The sequence below is a fragment of the Streptococcus sp. HMSC071H03 genome (assembly GCF_001813035.1).
Lineage (GTDB): Bacteria > Bacillota > Bacilli > Lactobacillales > Streptococcaceae > Streptococcus > Streptococcus anginosus.
The window spans coordinates 56,943-78,189 of sequence record NZ_KV811171.1 but is presented as its reverse complement, the minus strand read 5'-3'; the positions used below and the strand labels follow the sequence as shown (position 1 = coordinate 78,189).

Genomic DNA, 21,247 nt, shown 5'->3' with positions numbered 1-21,247 from the left:
GTCGCTTATGATTGATACGAATATTATCAATCAATTGACCTCAAGTCTCAGTAAATATAACCCAACACTAAATACTCAGATAATGGCTATCAATCAGTCTTTGTTAGCTGTAGGTTATATTTTATTATCCTTCTTTTTTATGCTAGAAATGCTCTCTTTTTACCAACATTTACGTCTTTCAGGTGGAGGAATTACTGTAAGAACCTGGTTAGAGGTTGGGATTAAATACCTTTTTGCTTTTGTTTTAATCACCTATTCTAGCCAAATCTTTGATGCAATTCTATGGTTGACAAATGCAACTATTCATCTGGTCGCAACGAACAAGAATATTACCTATGAATTTGTTGAACCAACTAAAGGAAACTGGTTTTTTAAACGTATTATTTCATTTATCGGAGGTAGTACTGAATTTATTACAAAAGTTACTGTCAATATCCTTGTTATGTTACGCTTTATTGAAATGTACCTACTCAAAGCTATTGCACCTGTTATCGTGGCTTTCTTTATGTCAGATGCTTTTCGAGGCATTGCGAAAAATGTCATTATGACCTTTGCGTCGGTGGCGCTACAAGGGTTGGTATTGATTGTGCTTTGTGCCATCTATCCCCTAGTGATTCAGGATGATTTGTTTAAAGTCACTATGACTGGATTTTGGGGAAATTTTGTGGCTTCCTTCGCTTCTATTGCCAAAGGAATTGTCTTTATTTTTCTTCTGATTGGAAGCAGTCGCAAAGCCAGGAGCTTATTAAACGTAATGGGTTAAGTTATTAGTCAGGACAGGAGTTCTGACTTTTTTATTTCCCTGCATTTTGGATAAAGGAGACCGTATGAATAAATTAGGCAGTGAATTTTTGAAAGAAGTCAAAGATTATGAACGGAGTATCATTGGCGGATTTACTTTTCGCCATATAGTCATGCTGACAGGTGTTGTTTTAGCGACTATTCTAGCAGCAGGAATCATTTTATTAGGCTTACCTGATATTTTGCATTATATTATCCTCCCTATTATTTTGATTCCCTTTATGATTTTTGGACTAAAACAAGAGGAACGATTGAAAGATATGTTGACTTTTAGGCTAACCATTCAAGAAAGAGCCTATCAAACTGAATTTGAAAGTGAGGAACCTTATGGTAAATTTACCATTTCTCAAGAAAAAGGGGTCAACGAGTTTGACCCCATCCCAACAGGAGAGGGGGAAGCGTCTCAAACGAACAATGAAGCCCTCAACACAAAATACAATTGATTATGAGCTACTCTTTGAGGATGGGCTTATGTATATTGATGGGAGTGAATATTCCCAGACTTTTCGGCTTGGTGATGTGAATTATATCACTGCAGGTGAGGAAGAAAAGGTTGATATTGTTGATTTTTACGCTGGAGCTTTAAATAGTCTCAACTCAGATAATGGCTATCAACTTCTTATCATCAACCGTCAAGTCGATAGTAACCTATTAACCAATATTACCTATGATGCCGAAGGAGATGGTTATGACGATTACCGAGAAGAATATAATGATTTGATTGAGCACCGCTTTGCTTATGACCAAAATAATTTTACAGTAGAAAAATTTATTACCGTCACAACGTCAGCCTTTGACCGTAAAATGGCTAAACGTCAACTGAAAGATGTGGAGACTAACTTACGCAATCAATTTCAAGGGGTTGAGGTTACACTAACTGCACAGACGGGCAGCGAACGACTCAATATCTTTTCTGACCTACTTCGTGGGAATCCTTATCTCAACTTGGATTACCAAGATTTGGTCATTTCAGGATTGAAGACAAAGTCTTTTGTAGCCCCTAATCGGATTCGATTTTTTGAAAACTATATGATGATTGATGATAAGTTTGCCAAAATTATGTTTATCCGTCAATATCCCTCATTCCTTAATGATGGAATCGTTAAATCTTTAACAGATACAGGAATTGAACTGGCCATCTCTATCAATGCTAAGCCTTATGATATTGGTGAAGCAGTGAAAGACATTAACACAGCAGAAAGCAATGTCAAGCTGGATATGATTAAATCAATGCGCCGAGGTTTCTCGGAAGGGATTCCTGAAGATTTTGCTATCGGTGGGGTTGCCAGTGAAACCAATGAGGCAGCTAAGCGTTGGCGTAAAGAAGTACAGGATAATGATCAGAAAATCTTTTCAGGTGTTATTTGTGTCTTTTTTAAGGCGGACAGTTTAGAACAACTGAATGAATATAGTAACCGTGTCAAAACAGCTGGCCGCAAACATGTGGTAGATTTTGAAGATATTTACTATCATCAAGAAGAGGCCTTAAACACGGTCTTACCTATCGGACGCTGTTTTTTAGACGTGAAAAAGTCCCTTATGCGTGATATGACCACTTCAAATATCGCAACCCAAGTACCTTTTACCAATGTAGATTTACAATCTACATCAAAAAGGGCGATATATTATGGTCAAAATCAACTATCCAATAATATTATAACAGTTGACCGTAAGCGAGACCTTAATACAGGCTCAGGCGTTGTGTTGGGATCTTCTGGTTCTGGTAAGTCTGTTACGGTTAAAGCAGGTGAGATTATTCCAACTATTTTAAAATATCCTGAAGACCGTGTGATTATTGTTGACCCAGAAGATGAATACTCTGATATTGGTCGTGAATTTGGCGCCCAACTCATTGATATTTATGTAGGGTCAAACACTCACCTGAACCTCATGGACTTACCAGATGAAGATAGTTTATCCTCAGATGATACAGACCCAATCGGGCAAAAATCTAACTTGATTATGGGATTGTTTGAAAACATCTTGACAGAAGTTACAGACGAGGAGTTCTCCATTATTGACCGTGTTACTCATCTTTGTTATGAGAAAATTACAGATAGAACGCCAACGCTTAAAGATTGGCATGTTATCCTGAAGCAACAGCCTGAGCAAGAAGCACAAAATCTTGCGCTTAAATCAGAATCCTATGCAACGGGATCTCAGGATATCTTCTCGTATGAGACAAACGTTGATATGGAGAGTCGCTTTGTTATTTTTAACCTGAAAAAACTCTCTGGAAAACTCAAACCATTTGCCCTCATGGTTATCCAAGACTATATCTGGAACCAGGTAGTCAATAACCAAGGAAAACTTACGACACATATTTATTTTGATGAAATGCAACTGCAGTTTACTACAGATAATCAGGCGCAGTTCTTTACAGAATTATACTCACGTGTCCGTAAGTATGGAGCAATCCCAACAGGGATCACTCAAAATGTAGAAACTCTTATGTCACGTGAAGAAGGTCGTAAGCTGCTTTCAAATAGTGAATTTGTTATTCTGCTGAAGCAGAAGCCAACAGATTTGAAAGTTCTGGCTGAAACCATTCACTTAACACCTGCTCTTTTACGCTATGTAGCTAAACCAAAGGCTAAGGGGACAGGTTTAATTGTGGCTGGGTCAACAGTTGTACCATTTGAAAATCCTATTCCAAGAGGAACAAAACTTTTCAATTTGATTGCTACAGACGCTTAGAAAAGTGAGGTGGCAGATTGACGGAACATAAAAAAACACGTGGCTTTCGAGAACGTCGTCAGGCTGTCAAGGAAGCCACCCAAGAGGCATTAGATACTTATAATGTTAAAGAAGCTAAGTTTGCTATGAAGGACGCCTATAAAGAGGCTAAAGAGACTCAAAAAGCGGAAAAGAAATTCTATAAGTTGGTTAAAAAGCGCAAGCAACATTACGGTTTGAAAGTCTCTCCCAAAGATAAGGAAGCTTGGAAGCGTGCTAAGCAGGATAAACGGATTGCTAAAAAGGTTTATGTCAAAACAGCGGAAAAATCAGGTGGAACAGTAGGACAAAAGTTTCGACGTGGGACTTATCGGGCGTCTAAACAACTTGTTCGCTCAAACCTTGAGAACGCTGCTTCTCAAGATGAAACCCTAGGAGCAGTGGCAGAGGGCAGACGAAAAATTCGTAACTTTCATTACCAAAAAGATAGTGCCTCAAGGTCAGTTAAAGCAGGTGGAAATTTAGGAAAGTGGACGATACAGAAAAGCTATGGTCTTACTAATCGAGGCTATAATTTTGTCCGAGGTCGAGGTTTTACAAGGACACCATTTCAGGAAAGCTGGCAAGGTAAATTGGCTAAACGTTATCGTAACTTTACAGTCAGATTTAAAGCCTCTAAGACTGGTAAAGTGACACGTGGAGCGGGTCGAGGGATTGACTTACTAACTAAGCCTCTTCGTACGGTTTTACATAATCCCTTATCTGCTAAGAGTTATATTATCATGTTCTTAGCAGCGGTCATCGTTGCCCTTGTCGGTGTTTTAGGTGGAAGCTCTACGGTTTCTCAAGATGAGTTTAAACTCAACCAAGCTTGGCTTTATTTCTCTCACCTGGATAGAGAAAACTCAAATTCTAGAGTTGATTATTGGTCAGACATTGATTCAGTCATGACTTATATGAATTATCGTTATGGTGATTATGATTTGAAAGGAAAATGGGATGATGGTATTAACTCTAATCAAGCTGGAGCAGACCATAACAAAACTTATGAGAATGCCTTAACCAGTCTTTGGAATGGTCTGAATCAGGATACAGACCATCTTAAAACAATGAAAGACTTGTATAGTAAGAAGTCAAAAATTGCTTGGGCTATCTTACCAAAAGATGACCGTGAAGATTATGAAGAACTATTGGAAAGTGCTCAAACAGATGGCTATTATACTTACCTGCAGGAATTAGACAATCCATTTTATACGGATAAAGATGAGGCACATTATAATAGCCCTTTACGTATTGTCAAACGTTTTGGCTATATCAGTAAAAGCAAGATTTATCAAGGTTCTGTTCTTCAGGCTAATACAGGGCAGCAGCTTTTGGCGGTCATGTCTGGGACGGTTAAGGTTTCAGGTACTGATGTCACGATTGAAACTAAGGAATCTAAATTCACTTACAAAGATGTATCAGGTATCCGTTTCAAGACAGGAGATACCGTTGAACAAGGTACGTTTATTGGAACTGTTAAGAGCAGCACTGGTCAGGAAGTTTATTACCAGAAACAAGAAGAAAAGGCGACGAAAAAGCAAAAAGCTAAATGGACGTATGTAAACGTCGGTTTTTACTTCCGACTGGTGAACTATACACAAACTACTTCTGTCATGACAGACCTTGATATTTCTGGAGATTTAGCTCAACGCTCTAGAGCTGTACGGGATTTCATTAAAAAGAAAATTCCGAATGCGACGGATAATGGGATTGCGGCAATGTTAGGAAATTTTGCGACAGAAAGTAACATCAAGGCTAAACGAGCAGAAAGCGATTATTTAAGTCCCCCGATTGGGGCGACAGAAAGTTCCTGGGATGATGAAAATTGGCTCAATATGGGCTTTGCTCAAGGGGCAAGTATCGGCTCTTTAGTCGTTCACCGTGGCTTAGGATTGGGTATGTGGACGGATACTTCAGATGGAGCCATTCGGAATACACTTCTTAGAAACTATGCAAAATCAAAAGGAAAGAAGTGGTATGACCTGGAACTGCAGATTGATTTCATGCTAGAAGGAGATAATCCTTATTATATTCACATTTTAAAATCTATTTTAACGAGTAATGAGAATGTCGTGACCCTGACGCAGCGCTTTCTGGTACATTGGGAAGGGAATGCAGGCGATAAGCTCAAAGAACGTCAAAATAATGCAAAACAAATGCTGACGTATTTCAAGCAAACAATCAAAGGAAGTGGAACAGAGGCCTCTTCTTGGAATTTCCCAAGCGGTTGGGAAAGTAAATTGGCTTTTGGGAAGCCTTCAACAACTTCAATGACAACACAGCCAGGCAATAACTACCCAGTTGGTCAATGTACTTGGTATGTGGCGAACCGACTCGTGGAAACAGGAACGGTTGGCAATGCCCTTTCAAGTAATAACGGCAATGGTCAAGATTGGGTGAGGAATTTAGTTGCTAAAGGCTGGAGATTCAGTACAACTCCTACCCCTGGAGCTGTTTGTTCGACAGCTGGTGGATTTGACTTTACCACAGTGGCTTATGGGCACGTCGCTTTTGTTGAGGCTGTCAATGATGACGGAACCTTCTTAATTTCAGAATGTAATTATTTAGGAGTCCAAGACAAAGTTCATTATCGTGTTCTATCAAATCAGGCGTACTATACTTTTGCAACACCAAAATAAATGGAAAGGAGCAGCGGTAGACGAAAATCTACCGCTTTTCAATCATGTTAGATATTCAAAAAGTAAAATTTTTCAAAATTTTAGCTACTGTTCTGGGAATTGTGTTGATTTTCTTGATTGGTTTTGGTTTTGGAGCAAGAGGACAATCTCAAAGTTCTCCAAAGACTATAACCAAGAAATCAACTACAACTAAGAATAGTAATACACAAGACGGTTCATTAACACAAAATTATGTAGAGGATTTTCTTATGGTTTACTATACTAAGAAAGATCTGGGAGAAAATCGCAATCGTTACAAAGAATACATGACAGACGCAATGTATAATCAGGCAGTTTCTCTAGAGAACGAACCAACTACACAAACATATAAGGGTTATGTGGTGGACTTTGAGTATCGAAGCTCTAAGATTTACTTGGATACAAAAGAGAATGTAGCGCTGGTTAGCGTGACTTATACCAATACGCTTTTAGCCAAGAAAAACGACTACTCACAGTCTCAAAACACTACCAATACAGCTACTTTACGATTGAGTTTTTCTAAAATGAAGAACAAATTTTTAGTAAACCGTATGGAAAGTATTATTTTAGTGGATGCTAATAACAGTAATGACTATGCAAGCGTCAATACTCAAAAGACTTCTGATGATGCAACACCTCCATCAGAAAGTAATTCAGAAACAAAATAAAGGAGATTATAAAATGGCACAAAAAAACCTTAAAGACCGTTTGGCTGAAAAGAAGAAGCATTGCAGAAAGCGGAAGAAAAGAAAAACTTCTATGCCAAGCGAGTAGCTAAACTCAAAGACGAAGTGAAAAACCTCAAGACGGAACGTACTCTGGCACTTCTTGCGGAACGTGATCTGGATTTGGATGACTTGGAACTGTTTGCAGATGAAATTAAATCACTTAAAAAGGCGTCTGAAACGTCTTCAGAACCTTCTTCCTCATACTAGGAGGTGAAGATAGATGACTTTTAAAATCATAGATGTCAACACCTTACATAGCCAATTGGTAACCAATCGTGACGAGTTGCTCAATCAATTGGAAATCAGAGAAAAACGCTGTAAAGCATTAGGTGAAACGGAAAGCTATTTGATTGAACATCTAGACCGTGATGATTCAGTGATGGAAAATCTTGAGTTTAGCCTACCATACGATGGAATAATTGATGACTTGCTGAAGGACTTTGGTTTCAAGCGTCCTAGCAAAACAAATCCTCTGAGTACATTAACTAAGACTTCAGGAAAATCACTGAAAAATGCCTCAGAATCGCCCTCTCAGCACCACCTATCTTCCTCACCTGGTTCAACAAGACAAAAACGGTCACTGCTTGTCCTGTTGAGTTTGCTTGTTGCGATTGTTAGCTTAATCTTTGCCAGTCTGTCCTTTAGTCAGATAACTAGCTTAAAGACGATGAATCAATCTCTAACTAAGCAGGTGAAAATGCTTCAAGCTTTTGAGAAGGAAAAAACTGCTATTGATGTATTTGACCGTTATTTCATACCTAGTTACTATGCGAATACTAGAAAAGCTGTTAGCGATTTTGTTACAGAAGATTTGAAAGAAACTATTAACGTTTCAGAGGGTACCCTCCAATCGGTGATTCTGGAAGGTATCACTAAAAAAGGTAATAGCTATACCGTTACCTATGTGTTAGTTGTTAAAGATAACAAGGAGAATCGAGCAAATGTCCGCTTGACCTATTCCCTTAAAAAATCTGTTAAAGCTCCTTATGGTTATCTTATAACGACACAACCGAAAACTCAAAAATATCCGAATAACTAATAGAAAAGGAAAAATTATCATGAAGAAAACATCATTTATTGCACTTGTTACACTATCTAGCTTGGTTCTTAGTCAGGCAGTTGCCTTTGCGGATGAAAGTACAGTTCCCGTTGATTCAACAGCCAGTGTTGTTGTCACACCTACACAACCTTCATCAACTCCTTCAGAGACTAACCCTACACCTACCATCCCACCCGTTGACAATACAGCAACACCCTCTATACCTGATACGTCGGCTAGTACAGACCCAACAACTCCAAGTACTACAGAACCAAGTAAAGATGATGCGGTATTACCAAAGGATTCTTCTTCAACTGTAGAACCTAGCACAGATAAGCAAGACCCAGCACCATCTCCATCTGAAGATACCACACCAAAACCATCTGACCAGCCAAGCCAACCAAGCCAAACCGATACGACAGATAAGCAGGACCCAACAACTACAGATAATAAGACAGTGACTGTTCCAACGGTTGATGGCGGAAAAACAACCTTAACCCCAAGTGTAGATGTACCGACTAATAACCCTAACGTATCTGCCCAAACAGCTGTCAATGCAGGGGCTAGTCAAGTTGGTACAACTTCACAAGTGACAGGTCAAATTGTTCAGAACGTGACTCCAGCTGCTCCAGTTTACACTAATACTGGTTATCAAATTGTCTCAACCGTGAATAGCCAGGTAGTTGTAGCTTATGCGGACGGTTCCAGAGCTACAGTCAGTCCAGAAGAAGTTGGAGGGACAGTTAATGCAGATAAAACAATCTCTGTTCAGACTGCTTCAGGGGAAATGAAGACCCTTCCATCAACAGGGGATGAGTTAGGGTTATTGACCAGTTTCAGCGGATTTGTTCTTCTGATTGGCGCTTGGCTGCTTCGCAAAAAGAACGGTGCAGATGAGGCTTAAAAGGAGGAGTAGAAATGCCAGATTTAAAGGGGCTTACCGAAAAGGAATTTAATCAGCTAAAGCCAAAAGCAATTTCTCTAACAGTAACAGAACATTTACAAGAAGAGCTGCTTTTTAAATGAATGAGACTAATTTATGGAAAGGAGACTAAATGGAACAGGACAGAGTAGTTTTTCAACTGTCTAATGCTTCTAAAGTGACAGGAGAAACTATTTTAAAAGCCCTTTGGTCTATAATTCAATATGCTCATGAAAAACATGAGTACAACAAAAATAATCAGAATTTTATTGGTGAGACGAACTATAATCAATTCATGGCGACTAACACTAATAAAGATATGCTGATACTGGAAAATAAAGATATTCACATAGGAAAACTGAAAGAATATCTTAATGAAAAGGGCATTGGATTTACTACCAAAGCAGGGGCAGAAAAAGGGACGACAACCTTATTATTTGACGTTAAAAATAAGATTTTGGTTGAAGGAACAGTAGACAAAGTAATCAAAGAATTGACTTCAAATCCACAAAAGGCTGCTGAAAAGTTAGGGAAAAAATTTCCTACTCGGACAGTTGCAGAAAAAATAGCGTACTTTAAAGAACACGTCAAATATGGAGGTATTGGAACACCACTTAAAGGAAAAGGTAAAAAGAAAGGAAGTGTGAAATGAGATGCCACGGAAAAGAAAGCATTTATTACCTTATATCATTTTAGGCTTGTTCTTCTTTTATGGTTTTCATTGGCTGGTCAAACTTTATCAGTCAGCTCCAGGAGTAACCGACCCCCTCAATCCGTTTTCTAAATATGCATGGGTTATCAATAATCTGGAGACCAAAAATTGGCTAGACCTTCAGTTTAATCAATTCTCACTTATTGGTGGGGCGCTTGGTTTTGTACTTCCTTTTTTCATCTACCTACGAGTGGGTGATAATGGGGTGTATCGCCACGGAGAAGAAAGAGGATCAGCTCGGTTTGCGACGGTAAAAGAGATTGCTACATTCAGAGATAAAGTCTTTGAGAACAATATGATTCTTACAAAGAATGGGTTTATTGGCCTATTTAATAAACTTTTACCATATGATAAACAACTGAACAAAAATACGCTGGTTGTGGGGCTTCCTGGAGACGGGAAAACACAAAATTATGTGAAACCTAATCTTATGCAGATGAACGGTAGTTATATTGTTACAGATCCCAAAGGCTTGCTGGTTCATGAAGTCGGAAGTCTGTTAGCTAAAAATGGTTATAAAATTAAAGTTTTTGACCTAGTTCACTTGGCTAATTCCAATACCTTTAACATTTTTAACTACATGAAATCGGAGTTAGATATTGATCGTGTGACTGAAGCCATTGTTGACGGGACAAAGAAAACAGATAATCAAGGAGAAAACTTTTGGTTGACTGCTGAACTCTTATTGACTCGTGCTTTGATTGGTTATCTGTATTTTGATAGTCAACTAGATGATTATACCCCTAATCTGTCTATGGTAGCGGATATGATGAGAAATATTAGACGAACAGACGAAGAGCAGCCTAGCCCTGTTGAACAAATGTTTGAAGAATTAGAGGAGCGTTTACCAGGCAACTATGCGTACAAGCAATGGGCGTTATTTAACTCTAACTTTGAAGCAGAGACACGTATGGGGGTCACTACTCAGGTGGCGACTCGTTATTCTATTTTTGACCATGCGGACGTGGCTAAAATGATTGCAGAAGACACTATGGATATTGACCGCTGGAATATTGAAAAGACGGCGGTCTTTATTGCCATTCCTGAAACTAATAAGTCCTTTAACTTCTTGGCTTCCCTTTTATTTGCGACAATCTTTGAAGAATTGACCCACGGTGCGGACGCTATTCTTCAAGGGGAACGTCCAGGTTTATCTGCAACTGACCTTTTGCACGTGCAAGTCATTATTGATGAGTTTGCGAATATCGGGAAAATTCCTAACTTTAACGAAGTTTTGGCGTCAGTTCGTAGCCGTGAAATTTCAATCAAAATTATTATTCAAGCAATCAATCAGCTTAAATCGCTTTATAATAAGGATTGGGAAACTATTTTTAATAACTGTGCTTGTCACCTGTTCTTGGGAACAAATGATAAGGATACCATGAATTACTATTCAACGCGTGCAGGAAAACAGACGATCAATCAGAAACAATATTCTGAATCACGAGGAAGAAATCGCTCCAGTTCCTTTAGCGAACAAACTCAACAACGTGAACTTATGACCCCTGATGAGGTAGCTCGCATTGGTGTGGATGAAGCCTTACTGTTTCTATCCAAGCAAAACGTTTTGAAAGATAAGAAGTTCTACGTTAAAGATCATAAAAACGCTCAACTCTTATCGAATAGTCCTCAAGACGACAACTGGTACACCTATGAGCGCCGTATGGATGGGACAGATGATTGGTATGAAAATGTGGATCAGACAGAATTTGTTGACCTTCAGATTGAGGAGAATGCGGCTTAATGTGGTATAATAGACTTATCTAAAAGAAAGTGAGGTATTGCTTCATGGCAAATGAACTGAATCAATTTTTTGAAATGGTGAGAGACCTTGAAACGGCTGACTTGTATCAGTTGTTTATCCAGGAGACAGACCCAGAAAAACAAGCCTTCTATAAGGCTATGTATGACTACAGTATGCAAGCTCATCAACGTGAAGTGATTGCCCGCCCTGATTTTGTGAGATAGGTATGAGACCACGCTATATTATTGTAGCTGGCGTCAACGGCGCTGGCAAAAGTACACTTTACAGCTCGCAGCCCTGGCTTTTTGAAGGAACAAGGCGAATCAATGCGGACGAATGGCTCAAAGCAAACGGAGGTGACTGGCGTAGCCCTGCAGATAATGTGAAAGCAATGAGGGCAGTTCTTAAAGATTTGAAACAGGCTCTTGAAAAAGGTGAATCTATTCATCAAGAAACCACTCTAGCAGGGACAGGCAAGCCTTTCTTAAACTTGATAGATAAGGCACATGCCAAAGGATACGAAGTCACTGTTTTATATGTTACTTTAGATAGTCCAGAAACAGCTATTGATCGGGTGGCAGATAGAGTTAAAAAGGGAGGTCACGGCGTTGATGAAGACCTCATTCGTAAGCGTTATGACCGCTCAAAAGAGAATCTCAAGGTGATTGCTGAGGTTGCGGACAATGTCTTGATGTTTGATAACTCTAAAGCCTTCACCCAAACTTATGAACGTCGAGGGAATCACATTCTCTATGATATTCGTAAAACACAAACGCAACCAACTAAAAATCAAAACCAACATAAAGATAATACACAATCAAAGCACTTGTAAGATTTACAAGCGCTTTTCTTATTGAGGAGAAAAAGTATGATGACAGAAACAACCTTATTAACTCCAGATCTTTATGGCATCGGCTGTTTTGAGGGGATAGAAGCCCTCTATCCAATTCATGTCTTAGCAGATGCTATTAAGAAATTGGTACTTACTAAAACCATTACAGAAGAAACCTCATCTGCAGAGATTAGAACTCAGTTAGCAGTGGAAGTGATGAAAGAGCTGACTTATCCTGATTTTAAATCTCTAAGAGGGTATCTATTTGCCTATCGACGTCATAAGCCATCTATTCGAGCAGAATCTTTAGCGCTGACTCCTGAACTTTTCCATCTGTTGCAGGAAAAACCAGAGGCTTACTTTAACTAGGGGGATAACCTTATGGCAGTAAATATTGATGAATTGAAACAACTTTCCATGATTGATGTAGCTGAATCTTTGGGAATGGAACTTAAACGCCAGTCTGGTCACACCTATTATTGGACTGAACACGATTCTTTGAAAATCCTTGCTAATACAAACCGTTTCCATTGGTTCAGTCGTGATGTTGGTGGAGATGTTATTCAACTGGTTCAATCTGTTAAGGATGTATCTTTTAAAGAAGCCGTTCGTTTCCTTCAGGAAGGAACATTTTCTCAAGTAGAAAATGAAATGATAGAACCAGTCAAACAAGAACCATTTAGTTATGTTCTTCAACCCTATGAACACCCTGATTTTGAACTCGGTAGAAACTATCTCAAAGAAGAAAGAGGATTAACAGATGACACAATTAACACTTTCTTAGCAGGTGGAAACTTAGCAGAAGCCACTCGGAAGAAAGGGGACTATTTTGAGCCTATAATCGTTTTTAAATACCGTGGACTAGATGGGAAAATTCAAGGAGCTAGCCTGCAGGGAATTGTAGAAAATAAAGTTCAATATCCAAAGCGTGGCCGTCTGAAACAAATTATGAACCATTCAGACGGGTTAGCTGGTTTTTCTTTCGATGTAGGAACTCCAAAACGACTGGTATTTTTTGAAGCACCTATCGATTTGATGAGTTATTATGAATTGAAAAAAGACACCTTACAAGATGTCCGATTAGTTTCTATGGATGGCTTGAAAAAGGGGGTAATCAGTCGCTATACAGCAGATTTATTGACGGATGGTAAGTTTTCCCAAGCAAACTCTTATACGTCTATTTTGAAGGCATTAGATAGCTTAAATAAGACAACAAAACTTATTACAGATGACTTAATCACAATAGCGGTTGATAATGATAAAGAAGCGCTGAAGTTTATTGAAAAACTGAAAGAAGATAACATTCCTTTTCAAATCGATCTTGCCCCAAAAAGTGATGGAGTAAAGAAAATGGACTGGAACGAGTATTTACAGAAAGAAAAAGCAGGAGAAAAAAAGATGCCAGGAGAAAAAACCTCTGAAGTAATTCAGAAGAAACAGGAGAAACTTCAGGAAGAAAGGAATCTTGAACGTACTAGAGATTCTGATGGAGATGGTCTAACTGATGAACTTGAAAAGTCAATTGGTACAAATCCCTATAACTCAGATACGGATGGAGATGGTTTGACAGACTCTCAAGAAGTTGCGATGGGGACGAACCCACTTAAACCTAACCCTCTTTCTAAGGAATTGACCACTGACCAGCTAACACAGTTGCCAACTCTTTCTGAGTTGATTCAGGCAAAAGATACTAAAGGACTTTCTAAAATTATGAAAGAGGGAATTAAAGATTACTTTAATTCCGATCAATACAAAAATTATCTGGAAGCAATTAGTAAACTTCCCTCATATTCAGCTAATAATGTGATGTTGTTATTAAGCCAAAATTCAGAAGTTTCTATGGTTGCTTCTTTTAAAAAGTGGCAGTCCGACTTTGAGCGCAGTGTAAAAAAAGGTCAAAAAGCTCTTTGGATTTTTGCCCCTTATGAATTTAAACTAAGGGATAATAACGGTCAATACAAGGTCAATGAAAATGGGGAGATTGAGAAAGGAATTGGTTTTAAATTAGTACCTGTCTTTGATGTCAGTCAAACCCAAGGAAAGGAGATTCCGCAAGCTGTTTACGAACTCACAGACGAAGGTAAAATCTTTGATTATGAAACACTTTATCGTGCGCTTAAAAGTGTTTCTGATGATAACAAAGTGGCTATGCACTTCCAAGAGATTGATTCAGGAGCCAGAGGTTTTTATAACCGTGAAACCAATGAAATTGCTATCAAGCGAGGTATGACAAAAGCACAGACGATTAAAACCATAATTCATGAAATGGCACATTCTGAATTGCACAATAATAAGATAGTGGCGGAAGCAGGTGAGAAACTCACACGAAGCACGAAAGAGCTTCAAGCTGAGTCTGTCGCTTTTGTCGTTTCAAATCATTACGGTATTGATACCAGTGAATACTCTTTCGCTTACTTAGCTAATTGGGCTAAAGACAAAGAGAGTTTAACCGACCTTGAGGCACAGCTTTCAATCGTCCAAAAAGAAGCCAGTCAACTGATTAAAAAAGTGGATTTAAAACTTGAAAAAATCAAAACATTAAATTTGACAAAAGACAAAACGAAAGAGAGTGTTTTTCATGAAAAGCTCAATCGTTTCAAAGAAAAACAATCTATTCAAGAAAAAAACAAAGAGCCAAAAAAAGCAAAGGGAATCTCGATTTAGTGTCCAGTCGGGGTTCTCGTAAACTAGCATTAGGACAGATAGAATACGGAGGAAATGATGATGACGGAAACAACACAGGGAATTTTGCTGACCTACCTTTTTGATAGTTTTGAGGTAAGCAACTGTAAAGAAAATAACCAGCTTAAAAATGCCAGCCGTAAAAAAATGATGGCAGTCATTAACCGAGATATGGTAGATATAGAAGAACTCGAACTGGATATTTTTGAAGATTATCAAAGAGCCTATGATGAACTTTCTCACCTGACAGATGAAGCTTATGAACAGGAAAGAGAAGAGATTCTCGGTTGGGAACCAACAGAGGAAGTCATCTTCTAACCAAAGAGCGAAGCGGCAAAAAGGGGCTTGGGGATTTCCCCAAAACTTGACACAAAACAACAGCTGTTTCTTGCAGGAAGTGGCTGTTTAGTTTTTGTCAACTATCGCAAGTGGGTACCCACTTGCTACGCTTGCCAGATGAAAAGTAAATGAGATCTGTAGGTACACAACTCAAATTTTAATCAAGAAGGAATACGTTAATGGTTGAACATGTAAATAGACACAGACCGATTCAGAAAAAAGTCTGGTTAAATGCAGATGAAGAAAAATATATCAAACGGAAAATGACAAACGCAGGCGTTAAAAATTTCTCTACCTATGCTCGAAAAATGATGTTGCTTGGAGCAGTTGTCAAAGTTGATTTGTCAGAATTAGTTGGAATCAAACAAGAAATCAATCGAATTGGGGTGAATATCAACCAGATTACTAAGTATGTTAATACTACTGAAACAATTTCTTTAGAAGAGCTAGAAGCTATTAAACTTGAACTGAAAGGGATCACTCAATTATTATCCTCAAAACTAAAAGAAATTAAAGGGCTGGAAAAAGAAAATAAGGATAAAGATAAGGAGAAAATAGAAACATGGTTGTGATTAAAGTCGCACAAATTAAAAAGCTTGACCGACTAAAAAGAGCCCTTGATTATATCACTCAAGAGACCAAAACACTTAGGATGATTGATAAGTCTACTTCAGTTGGAGAGTTTGATATTCGCTTAGAAGAAGAAAGTGTTAGTTTGCAATTGGTATCAGGTCACAACATCATAACACCGACAAATGCTTTTGATGAGTTTGTAATGACTAAATACTTGGCAGAGTTACAATCTGAAAATAAGGAATTGTCCGACTTACACAATGAAAAAAGAGTATTGGCCCATCATCTCATTCAGTCGTTTTCGCCAGAGGACAATTTAACACCAGAGCAAGTTCATGAAATCGGACGTAAGACAGCTTTAGAATTTACAGGTGGTGATTATCAATTTGTGGTGGCTACTCACATGGATAGAGGACATCTACACAACCACATTATTTTTAACACGACTAATGAGGTGACTCTAAAGAAATTTCGCTGGCAAAAAAGGACACGAAACAACTTGAAAGAAATTTCAGATAAAATATCAGACTTGTACGGTGCTAAGATTATCCAGTCCAACATGAAAAATTCACACAAGAAATATACAGCTTGGCAACAAGCCAACACTTTCAAAGTGGAGATTAAGAATCGTTTGGAATTTTTGCTGAAGCATTCTACCAGTCTGGAGGATTTCAAAGTTAAAGCCAAAGCACTTGATCTTAATGTTGATTATTATGGAAAGTTTGTTAAATATCGTCTAACCGTTCCGCTTGATGGAAAACTCCAAGAGCGGAACACACGTGATGATATTTTGTCTAAACGTCGCAAATATAGTTTAGAGAATATTCTTAAACGTTTAGATCAGAATCAAGTAACCTTTGATTTATTAGAAATTAAAGATCGTTATCAGAAAGAAGAACAGGAGTGGTCATCTGACTTTGAAGTAAAATTGGAAGTGGAAGATTGGCAGGTAAAACAAGAAACGTCCCGTGGAATTTACCTTGAAATGGAATTTGGAGTGAATCAAACGGGTACTATCTTAATACCCGCTCGTCAGGTAGATAAGTTGGAAAATGGTTCCTATGAAATTTACCTGAAGCAAAAAGATTTTTTCTATTTTATCAATCCTGACCAGTCACAAGATAATCGTTTCATGAGAGGTTCAACAGTTATTAAACAGCTATCCAAGGATAGTGGCGAGATGATTATGCGCAAAAATCCAAATATTTCTCGTATGGAAATGCTTGTTAAAGAGTTCAACTTTTTAGCAGCCAACAATGTGACAAATGGCAAACAGTTCCAAGCACTTCAAACCAGATTTGACCAACAGCTCAAAGAGACGCAAGAAGAATTGAATAATTTAGATCAACGAATTGGTAATGTGAACAGAATTATTTCAGCCCTAATAGCTTATCAGGAAAGAAGGCCAGAAGGTGTTACCGCTGAGAAAATTCTGGAACAATTCAAGATTGATAAGACCACGAATCCGAAAATCTTGAATAAAGAGTTACAAGAAATTCAGGTGGAAAGAGAAGCACTACGTGAACATCTTGACCTAGTGATTAAGAACTATACAGACTATAAGGAAATCAAGGAGAGAGTGGAACAGCGTGAAAGAAGTGAAGAGAAAAATCAACACAAGACAATATAAAAAACAGGTCAGTAGGGTATACTCTATTGACCTGCTTGTGTTTTATTGATTTTAGTGGATTTGTAAGGCGGACAATAGAGTTCGGCAAAATAAGGAGGTAAAAATGGCTAAAATTGGCTATGCTAGAATTAGCGCTTCAGACCAAAACATGGCTAGGCAGCTGGAGCAACTGAAGCACGTGGATAAACTGTTTCAGGAGGCTATCAGTGGAGCAAGCAAAGACCGTCCACAATTACAAGTTATGCTGGAGTATATCCGAGAAGGGGATATAGTGGTCGTGACTGAGCTGGAACGGCTAGGAAGGAATAATAAGGAGCTGACTGAGGTCATGAATGAAATTCAGATCAAAGGGGCAACTTTGGAAGTTCTCAACCTCCCAACCCTTCGAGGGATTGAAGATGATAACTTGAGACGGCTATTGAATAACTTGATTTTAGAACTCTACAAATACCAGGCACAAGCTGAAAGAGAACGGATAAAGGAGCGTCAAGCACAGGGAATTGTCATTGCCAAAAATCAAGGTAAATATCGAGGGCGTAAATCTCTCTTTGCTAAAGATGATAGCCGTTTACAACACGCCTTTGAACTGTACTTATCAGGAATGTCTGATAAAGATGTGGCAGGTCTTACAGGGATTAACGAGCGTACTTTCAGACGTTACCGTGATAAATATCAGATTAAGCGATAATATAAAAATAATATTTTTATATTTACTTATAATTATTTTTGTAGTATAATTATATTATAAAAATAATATAATTATAAAAGGAGCATTGAAAATGAAAATTATAACTTTTGCGGCCATTAAAGGCGGTGTAGGCAAAACAACGTTGGCTTTTAACTTTGGGGAATGGTTAGCACGTAAAGGATACCAAGTCTTATTTCTTGATTTGGATCATCAATGTAACTTGACTCAAACTTACGGTATTTACGATGATACAGATACTGTAGCCAATATTTTCAAAGGTGAGGGGGATGTTAAAGTTATCCCTATTAAACAAAACATTAGCCTGATACCAGGTTATATGCAACTAGATACAATCGAAAAATCTTTAGAAAATAAGGTAAATAAAGATATGTTGCTGTATATGTGGTTAGAAGATCACTATGAGGACAAAAGGTTAAATCTATTTGATTATGTCATTATTGATTGTCATCCTGACTTTTCGACAGCTACTCGCAATGCAATTGCAGTTAGTCACTCAATTATTAGTCCGATCATTCCAAGCGAACACGGCTATAATGCAAAGTTTAACTTAGAAGATCGCCTAGAATCTTTTCGACAAGAAGTTATCAATTATCGTACAAGGGAGAGCTACATCACTGCTCAGCTGTACTTTATTCCAAATATGATTAAACACAATACCAGTTCCTCTAAGAGTCTTTTAGAAACACTGAATAAGACAGAAGAGGAAGGTAGGATTCTTTCTCCTGATACACAGGAAGTGGTCTATATTCCACAAAAGGAACTATTTAACAAATCTACAATGGATAAGCAATCTATTTTTGAAATGGCAGAAGAACCAGCCGTCCTTCAAAAAAATCGTAAATTCTTTGAAGAAATGGCTAAGACATTTCAAATCATTTGTGATATAATATAAAAATAATAGTTCTATATTATTTTTAAAATATAGAACTATTAAATAAATATTATAAAATTAGTCAGAAGGAGCGAAGAGATGGCATTTGAACCCAAAAAAGAACAAATTAAAAAGGCATTAGGGGAAAAGATAGCAGAGAGACGTGTTCCAACTGCCAGTCTTCCCAAACGAGAAGAGCCTGAAAAGGTGATTACCTCGTTTACGCTGGATAAGAAAAATAAAGAGAAGTTAGCTCGCTTGGCTAAAGCCAATGGCTATGGAAAATCAACTGCTGCCTTTTTAAATGATTGGATTGCTAGCGTTGAAGAATAATAAAAGTTAATGAAAAGGAGAATAGTATTATGGGGTGTGATATTCATGCCTGGATTGAAGGTAAAGGGAAAGATGGTAAGTGGTTTGTTGCTAATCCACGATATGTAGATTATGGTAATCCAACAAAAATAAGACCTGTGGAGGAGTATGACATCAGACGGAATTCAGCTTTATTTGCAGCTTTAGCTAATGTAAGTAATGATTATGATATTCCATTTATTCAGGAAAACCGTGGTTTGCCTAACAATTTGGCTTCAGAAACTAGGATGGAGGCAGAAGAATGGAAGTCAGATGGAGAGGGGCACTCTTATGGCTATGTTTTTCCTGAAGAATTAGAAATTTATGCAACAACGTATAAAAACTCAGAAAATGAGATTTTGAAAAGAGGTGCTGAAGCCGTCAAGGATTTGTACTATAAACTATGGGATTTATCTCATGAAATTACTGATGACACTGGCATAAACCAACTAAGTATTAATGATATGCGATTGGTCTTCTGGTTTGATAATTAAATTGTTCTTCCCCGACAGGGAAGGCTTTTTTCTTTGCCTTGATTTGCGGTATAATATATTTTTATTCTAGTAGAAGAGGTGAGTAGATGGATTTAGCAGTCTTAGACGAAAGAGATTTTTTTACTGCTTTACAAGAGAACAATCGCCAAACGTTCCTCAAGATGATTGAAAAATATGAGAGCTATATCGCCCCGATTATGAGAACCCAGGGCTTCAAGAGAATCAATCAGAAAGAGCGGACTGTTATCTTTTCTTTTGGGGAGATGACTTTTTCACGAAGCAGGTGGAAGAAAGGGGATGTTGTTAGGATACCTGTTGATGAAAAGTTAGGACTTAAACCACGTGCTAGGTTCTCACAAGAACTTCTTTATCAGCTAACCACACTCTCTAACTTCATGCCTTATCGTAAAGTGGTATCAGTGATGGAATTGCTGAAGAATATTTATATCACAAAAAACAGCGTTCAACGAGCGCTAGAGACAGCAGGGGGACTCTTGAAAGAGCGGGACGAGTACCGAGTATTAGCAGTTCCTGAAGAGAAAAAGAGAATCAAACCAGAGATTCTATACGTAGAAGGAGATGGTGTTTGGGTGAAACAATCTCATCCTGAAACGGAGACCAAGTCCGTTGAATTAAGTCATTTTGTCGTTCATACTGGTAGCAAAAGAGGAAAAAGGAATGTTTTAAAAAATAAGATGGAAGTGGTTTCGACACAATACTATAAGGCGAAAGACAAACTCATTGACTTAATCTATAATCACTTTGAGATTACACCTAAAACACTCATTATCACCAATTCAGATGGCGGTCATGGTTATTCACCACATATTTTTCAAGACCTAGCAAGTGCTTTTAAACCCAAAGCTCATTTTCATTTTTGGGATGCTTTTCATGTGCATCAGGCTTTGAAAATCAACTTAACTCCTTTATCAGCAGAATTGACAGAAGAGGCTTTTAAGGCTATTAAGAAACGAGATAAAAGTAGACTAAAGACTATTTTAGATACTGCAGAATCTTTGATTGATTCGGATAACAAATTTGAGACCTTTGGTCGTTTCAAGAGGCAGCTGCTTAGAAATTTTCAGTACACGGTTACACCTGAACAGATGGGATTGGGTTCCAGGGGTATTGGGATTATGGAAAGTCAACACCGTAAAATTGCCTATCGAATGAAGAATAGAGGGATGTATTGGAGTAAAAAGGGAGCAGATACAATGAGTCGTACGATTCTTTTGAACCATACTGGCGAGCTAAGAGATCTCTTCTTTGGCAATTGGCGGACGGAGTACGAGAAAATACAAGAGATAGATGACACACAAAGAGAGCGTCTTACCACTTTTAGAAAAGCCCATCATGCTTTGCCGGATGTTCGTCCTTCTCGAAGAATTAAGAGTTATTTGTATAAGAAGTAGATTATAAAAACACTAAATCCCTTAAGATTTAGC

The 21,247-nt window shown here is 38.1% G+C and carries 22 protein-coding genes; all 22 read left to right on the top strand.

Features of this window, described 5'->3' with window-relative positions; translation table 11 throughout:
• Positions 1 to 7: 7 nt before the first annotated feature.
• The 22 genes from HMPREF2887_RS09295 (at position 8) to HMPREF2887_RS09190 (ending at position 21,214) form a co-directional block, all read left to right on the top strand.
• Complete coding sequence (locus HMPREF2887_RS09295) at positions 8 to 763, top strand: hypothetical protein (RefSeq protein WP_049512518.1); 756 nt, start codon at positions 8 to 10, stop codon at positions 761 to 763.
• 64 nt (positions 764 to 827) lie between these two features.
• Positions 828 to 1,244: a PrgI family mobile element protein gene (locus HMPREF2887_RS09290; protein WP_080977800.1), complete on the top strand. Its 417-nt coding sequence runs from the start codon at positions 828 to 830 to the stop codon at positions 1,242 to 1,244.
• Entirely contained in the window at positions 1,129 to 3,498 is a 2,370-nt protein-coding gene (locus HMPREF2887_RS09285; protein WP_410002520.1) for a VirB4-like conjugal transfer ATPase, CD1110 family, read from the top strand. Before HMPREF2887_RS09290 ends, HMPREF2887_RS09285 begins: the two co-directional genes overlap by 116 nt.
• A gap of 17 nt (positions 3,499 to 3,515) precedes the next feature.
• The gene (locus tag HMPREF2887_RS09280) at positions 3,516 to 6,158 is read left to right on the top strand and encodes a phage tail tip lysozyme (protein ID WP_261673918.1); all 2,643 of its coding nucleotides are present in this window, start codon (positions 3,516 to 3,518) and stop codon (positions 6,156 to 6,158) included.
• 44 nt (positions 6,159 to 6,202) lie between these two features.
• Entirely contained in the window at positions 6,203 to 6,844 is a 642-nt protein-coding gene (locus tag HMPREF2887_RS09275) for a hypothetical protein (protein WP_084741136.1), read from the top strand.
• Positions 6,845 to 6,904: 60 nt separating this feature from the next.
• Positions 6,905 to 7,111 (top strand): hypothetical protein, encoded by a 207-nt coding sequence (locus HMPREF2887_RS09270; protein ID WP_084741132.1) that lies wholly within the window; start codon positions 6,905 to 6,907, stop codon positions 7,109 to 7,111.
• 13 nt (positions 7,112 to 7,124) lie between these two features.
• Positions 7,125 to 7,943: a hypothetical protein gene (locus HMPREF2887_RS09265; protein ID WP_084741130.1), complete on the top strand. Its 819-nt coding sequence runs from the start codon at positions 7,125 to 7,127 to the stop codon at positions 7,941 to 7,943.
• A 19-nt stretch (positions 7,944 to 7,962) separates the two neighbouring features.
• Positions 7,963 to 8,847 carry an LPXTG cell wall anchor domain-containing protein gene (locus tag HMPREF2887_RS09260; protein ID WP_084741127.1) on the top strand — a complete coding sequence of 295 codons (885 nt, stop codon included), beginning with the start codon at positions 7,963 to 7,965 and terminating at the stop codon, positions 8,845 to 8,847.
• Positions 8,848 to 8,998: 151 nt separating this feature from the next.
• A complete protein-coding gene (locus tag HMPREF2887_RS09255) occupies positions 8,999 to 9,517 on the top strand; it encodes a hypothetical protein (RefSeq protein WP_084741124.1) in 519 nt (172 codons plus the stop codon).
• A gap of 1 nt (position 9,518) precedes the next feature.
• Positions 9,519 to 11,321 (top strand): VirD4-like conjugal transfer protein, CD1115 family, encoded by a 1,803-nt coding sequence (locus tag HMPREF2887_RS09250; RefSeq protein ID WP_084741121.1) that lies wholly within the window; start codon positions 9,519 to 9,521, stop codon positions 11,319 to 11,321.
• A 44-nt stretch (positions 11,322 to 11,365) separates the two neighbouring features.
• A complete protein-coding gene (locus HMPREF2887_RS09245; protein WP_084741118.1) occupies positions 11,366 to 11,545 on the top strand; it encodes a hypothetical protein in 180 nt (59 codons plus the stop codon).
• A gap of 2 nt (positions 11,546 to 11,547) precedes the next feature.
• Entirely contained in the window at positions 11,548 to 12,153 is a 606-nt protein-coding gene (locus HMPREF2887_RS09240) for an ATPase (RefSeq protein ID WP_065428422.1), read from the top strand.
• Positions 12,154 to 12,189: 36 nt separating this feature from the next.
• Entirely contained in the window at positions 12,190 to 12,522 is a 333-nt protein-coding gene (locus tag HMPREF2887_RS09235) for a hypothetical protein (RefSeq protein WP_084741115.1), read from the top strand.
• Between the two features lie 12 nt (positions 12,523 to 12,534).
• Positions 12,535 to 14,817, top strand: coding sequence for an ImmA/IrrE family metallo-endopeptidase (locus tag HMPREF2887_RS09230; protein WP_084741112.1), 2,283 nt, complete (start codon positions 12,535 to 12,537; stop codon positions 14,815 to 14,817).
• A 54-nt stretch (positions 14,818 to 14,871) separates the two neighbouring features.
• Positions 14,872 to 15,153, top strand: coding sequence for a hypothetical protein (locus HMPREF2887_RS09225; RefSeq protein WP_148131513.1), 282 nt, complete (start codon positions 14,872 to 14,874; stop codon positions 15,151 to 15,153).
• Positions 15,154 to 15,353: 200 nt separating this feature from the next.
• On the top strand, positions 15,354 to 15,746 hold the full coding sequence (locus tag HMPREF2887_RS09220; protein ID WP_084741108.1) for a plasmid mobilization protein: 393 nt from the start codon (positions 15,354 to 15,356) through the stop codon (positions 15,744 to 15,746).
• Complete coding sequence (locus tag HMPREF2887_RS09215) at positions 15,737 to 17,377, top strand: relaxase/mobilization nuclease domain-containing protein (RefSeq protein ID WP_084741106.1); 1,641 nt, start codon at positions 15,737 to 15,739, stop codon at positions 17,375 to 17,377. Before HMPREF2887_RS09220 ends, HMPREF2887_RS09215 begins: the two co-directional genes overlap by 10 nt.
• A 103-nt stretch (positions 17,378 to 17,480) precedes the next feature.
• Complete coding sequence (locus HMPREF2887_RS09210) at positions 17,481 to 18,065, top strand: recombinase family protein (protein ID WP_003043131.1); 585 nt, start codon at positions 17,481 to 17,483, stop codon at positions 18,063 to 18,065.
• Between the two features lie 91 nt (positions 18,066 to 18,156).
• Positions 18,157 to 18,978 carry a ParA family protein gene (locus HMPREF2887_RS09205; RefSeq protein WP_084741104.1) on the top strand — a complete coding sequence of 274 codons (822 nt, stop codon included), beginning with the start codon at positions 18,157 to 18,159 and terminating at the stop codon, positions 18,976 to 18,978.
• 78 nt (positions 18,979 to 19,056) lie between these two features.
• A complete protein-coding gene (locus tag HMPREF2887_RS09200) occupies positions 19,057 to 19,290 on the top strand; it encodes a hypothetical protein (protein WP_003043299.1) in 234 nt (77 codons plus the stop codon).
• 29 nt (positions 19,291 to 19,319) lie between these two features.
• Complete coding sequence (locus HMPREF2887_RS09195; protein WP_084741101.1) at positions 19,320 to 19,802, top strand: hypothetical protein; 483 nt, start codon at positions 19,320 to 19,322, stop codon at positions 19,800 to 19,802.
• Positions 19,803 to 19,888: 86 nt separating this feature from the next.
• A complete protein-coding gene (locus tag HMPREF2887_RS09190; RefSeq protein WP_084741099.1) occupies positions 19,889 to 21,214 on the top strand; it encodes an ISLre2 family transposase in 1,326 nt (441 codons plus the stop codon).
• The last annotated feature ends 33 nt before the right edge of the window (positions 21,215 to 21,247 follow it).

Bases quoted from the DNA above. Each gene is read 5' to 3' on its own strand.
- HMPREF2887_RS09295 (WP_049512518.1), top strand. From the start codon at position 8: ATGATTGATACGAATATTATCAATCAATTGACCTCAAGTCTCAGTAAA.
- HMPREF2887_RS09290 (WP_080977800.1), top strand. From the start codon at position 828: ATGAATAAATTAGGCAGTGAATTTTTGAAAGAAGTCAAAGATTATGAA.
- HMPREF2887_RS09285 (WP_410002520.1), top strand. From the start codon at position 1,129: ATGGTAAATTTACCATTTCTCAAGAAAAAGGGGTCAACGAGTTTGACC.
- HMPREF2887_RS09275 (WP_084741136.1), top strand. From the start codon at position 6,203: ATGTTAGATATTCAAAAAGTAAAATTTTTCAAAATTTTAGCTACTGTT.
- HMPREF2887_RS09265 (WP_084741130.1), top strand. From the start codon at position 7,125: ATGACTTTTAAAATCATAGATGTCAACACCTTACATAGCCAATTGGTA.
- HMPREF2887_RS09260 (WP_084741127.1), top strand. From the start codon at position 7,963: ATGAAGAAAACATCATTTATTGCACTTGTTACACTATCTAGCTTGGTT.
- HMPREF2887_RS09255 (WP_084741124.1), top strand. From the start codon at position 8,999: ATGGAACAGGACAGAGTAGTTTTTCAACTGTCTAATGCTTCTAAAGTG.
- HMPREF2887_RS09250 (WP_084741121.1), top strand. From the start codon at position 9,519: ATGCCACGGAAAAGAAAGCATTTATTACCTTATATCATTTTAGGCTTG.
- HMPREF2887_RS09245 (WP_084741118.1), top strand. From the start codon at position 11,366: ATGGCAAATGAACTGAATCAATTTTTTGAAATGGTGAGAGACCTTGAA.
- HMPREF2887_RS09240 (WP_065428422.1), top strand. From the start codon at position 11,548: ATGAGACCACGCTATATTATTGTAGCTGGCGTCAACGGCGCTGGCAAA.
- HMPREF2887_RS09235 (WP_084741115.1), top strand. From the start codon at position 12,190: ATGATGACAGAAACAACCTTATTAACTCCAGATCTTTATGGCATCGGC.
- HMPREF2887_RS09230 (WP_084741112.1), top strand. From the start codon at position 12,535: ATGGCAGTAAATATTGATGAATTGAAACAACTTTCCATGATTGATGTA.
- HMPREF2887_RS09225 (WP_148131513.1), top strand. From the start codon at position 14,872: ATGATGATGACGGAAACAACACAGGGAATTTTGCTGACCTACCTTTTT.
- HMPREF2887_RS09220 (WP_084741108.1), top strand. From the start codon at position 15,354: ATGGTTGAACATGTAAATAGACACAGACCGATTCAGAAAAAAGTCTGG.
- HMPREF2887_RS09215 (WP_084741106.1), top strand. From the start codon at position 15,737: ATGGTTGTGATTAAAGTCGCACAAATTAAAAAGCTTGACCGACTAAAA.
- HMPREF2887_RS09210 (WP_003043131.1), top strand. From the start codon at position 17,481: ATGGCTAAAATTGGCTATGCTAGAATTAGCGCTTCAGACCAAAACATG.
- HMPREF2887_RS09205 (WP_084741104.1), top strand. From the start codon at position 18,157: ATGAAAATTATAACTTTTGCGGCCATTAAAGGCGGTGTAGGCAAAACA.
- HMPREF2887_RS09200 (WP_003043299.1), top strand. From the start codon at position 19,057: ATGGCATTTGAACCCAAAAAAGAACAAATTAAAAAGGCATTAGGGGAA.
- HMPREF2887_RS09195 (WP_084741101.1), top strand. From the start codon at position 19,320: ATGGGGTGTGATATTCATGCCTGGATTGAAGGTAAAGGGAAAGATGGT.
- HMPREF2887_RS09190 (WP_084741099.1), top strand. From the start codon at position 19,889: ATGGATTTAGCAGTCTTAGACGAAAGAGATTTTTTTACTGCTTTACAA.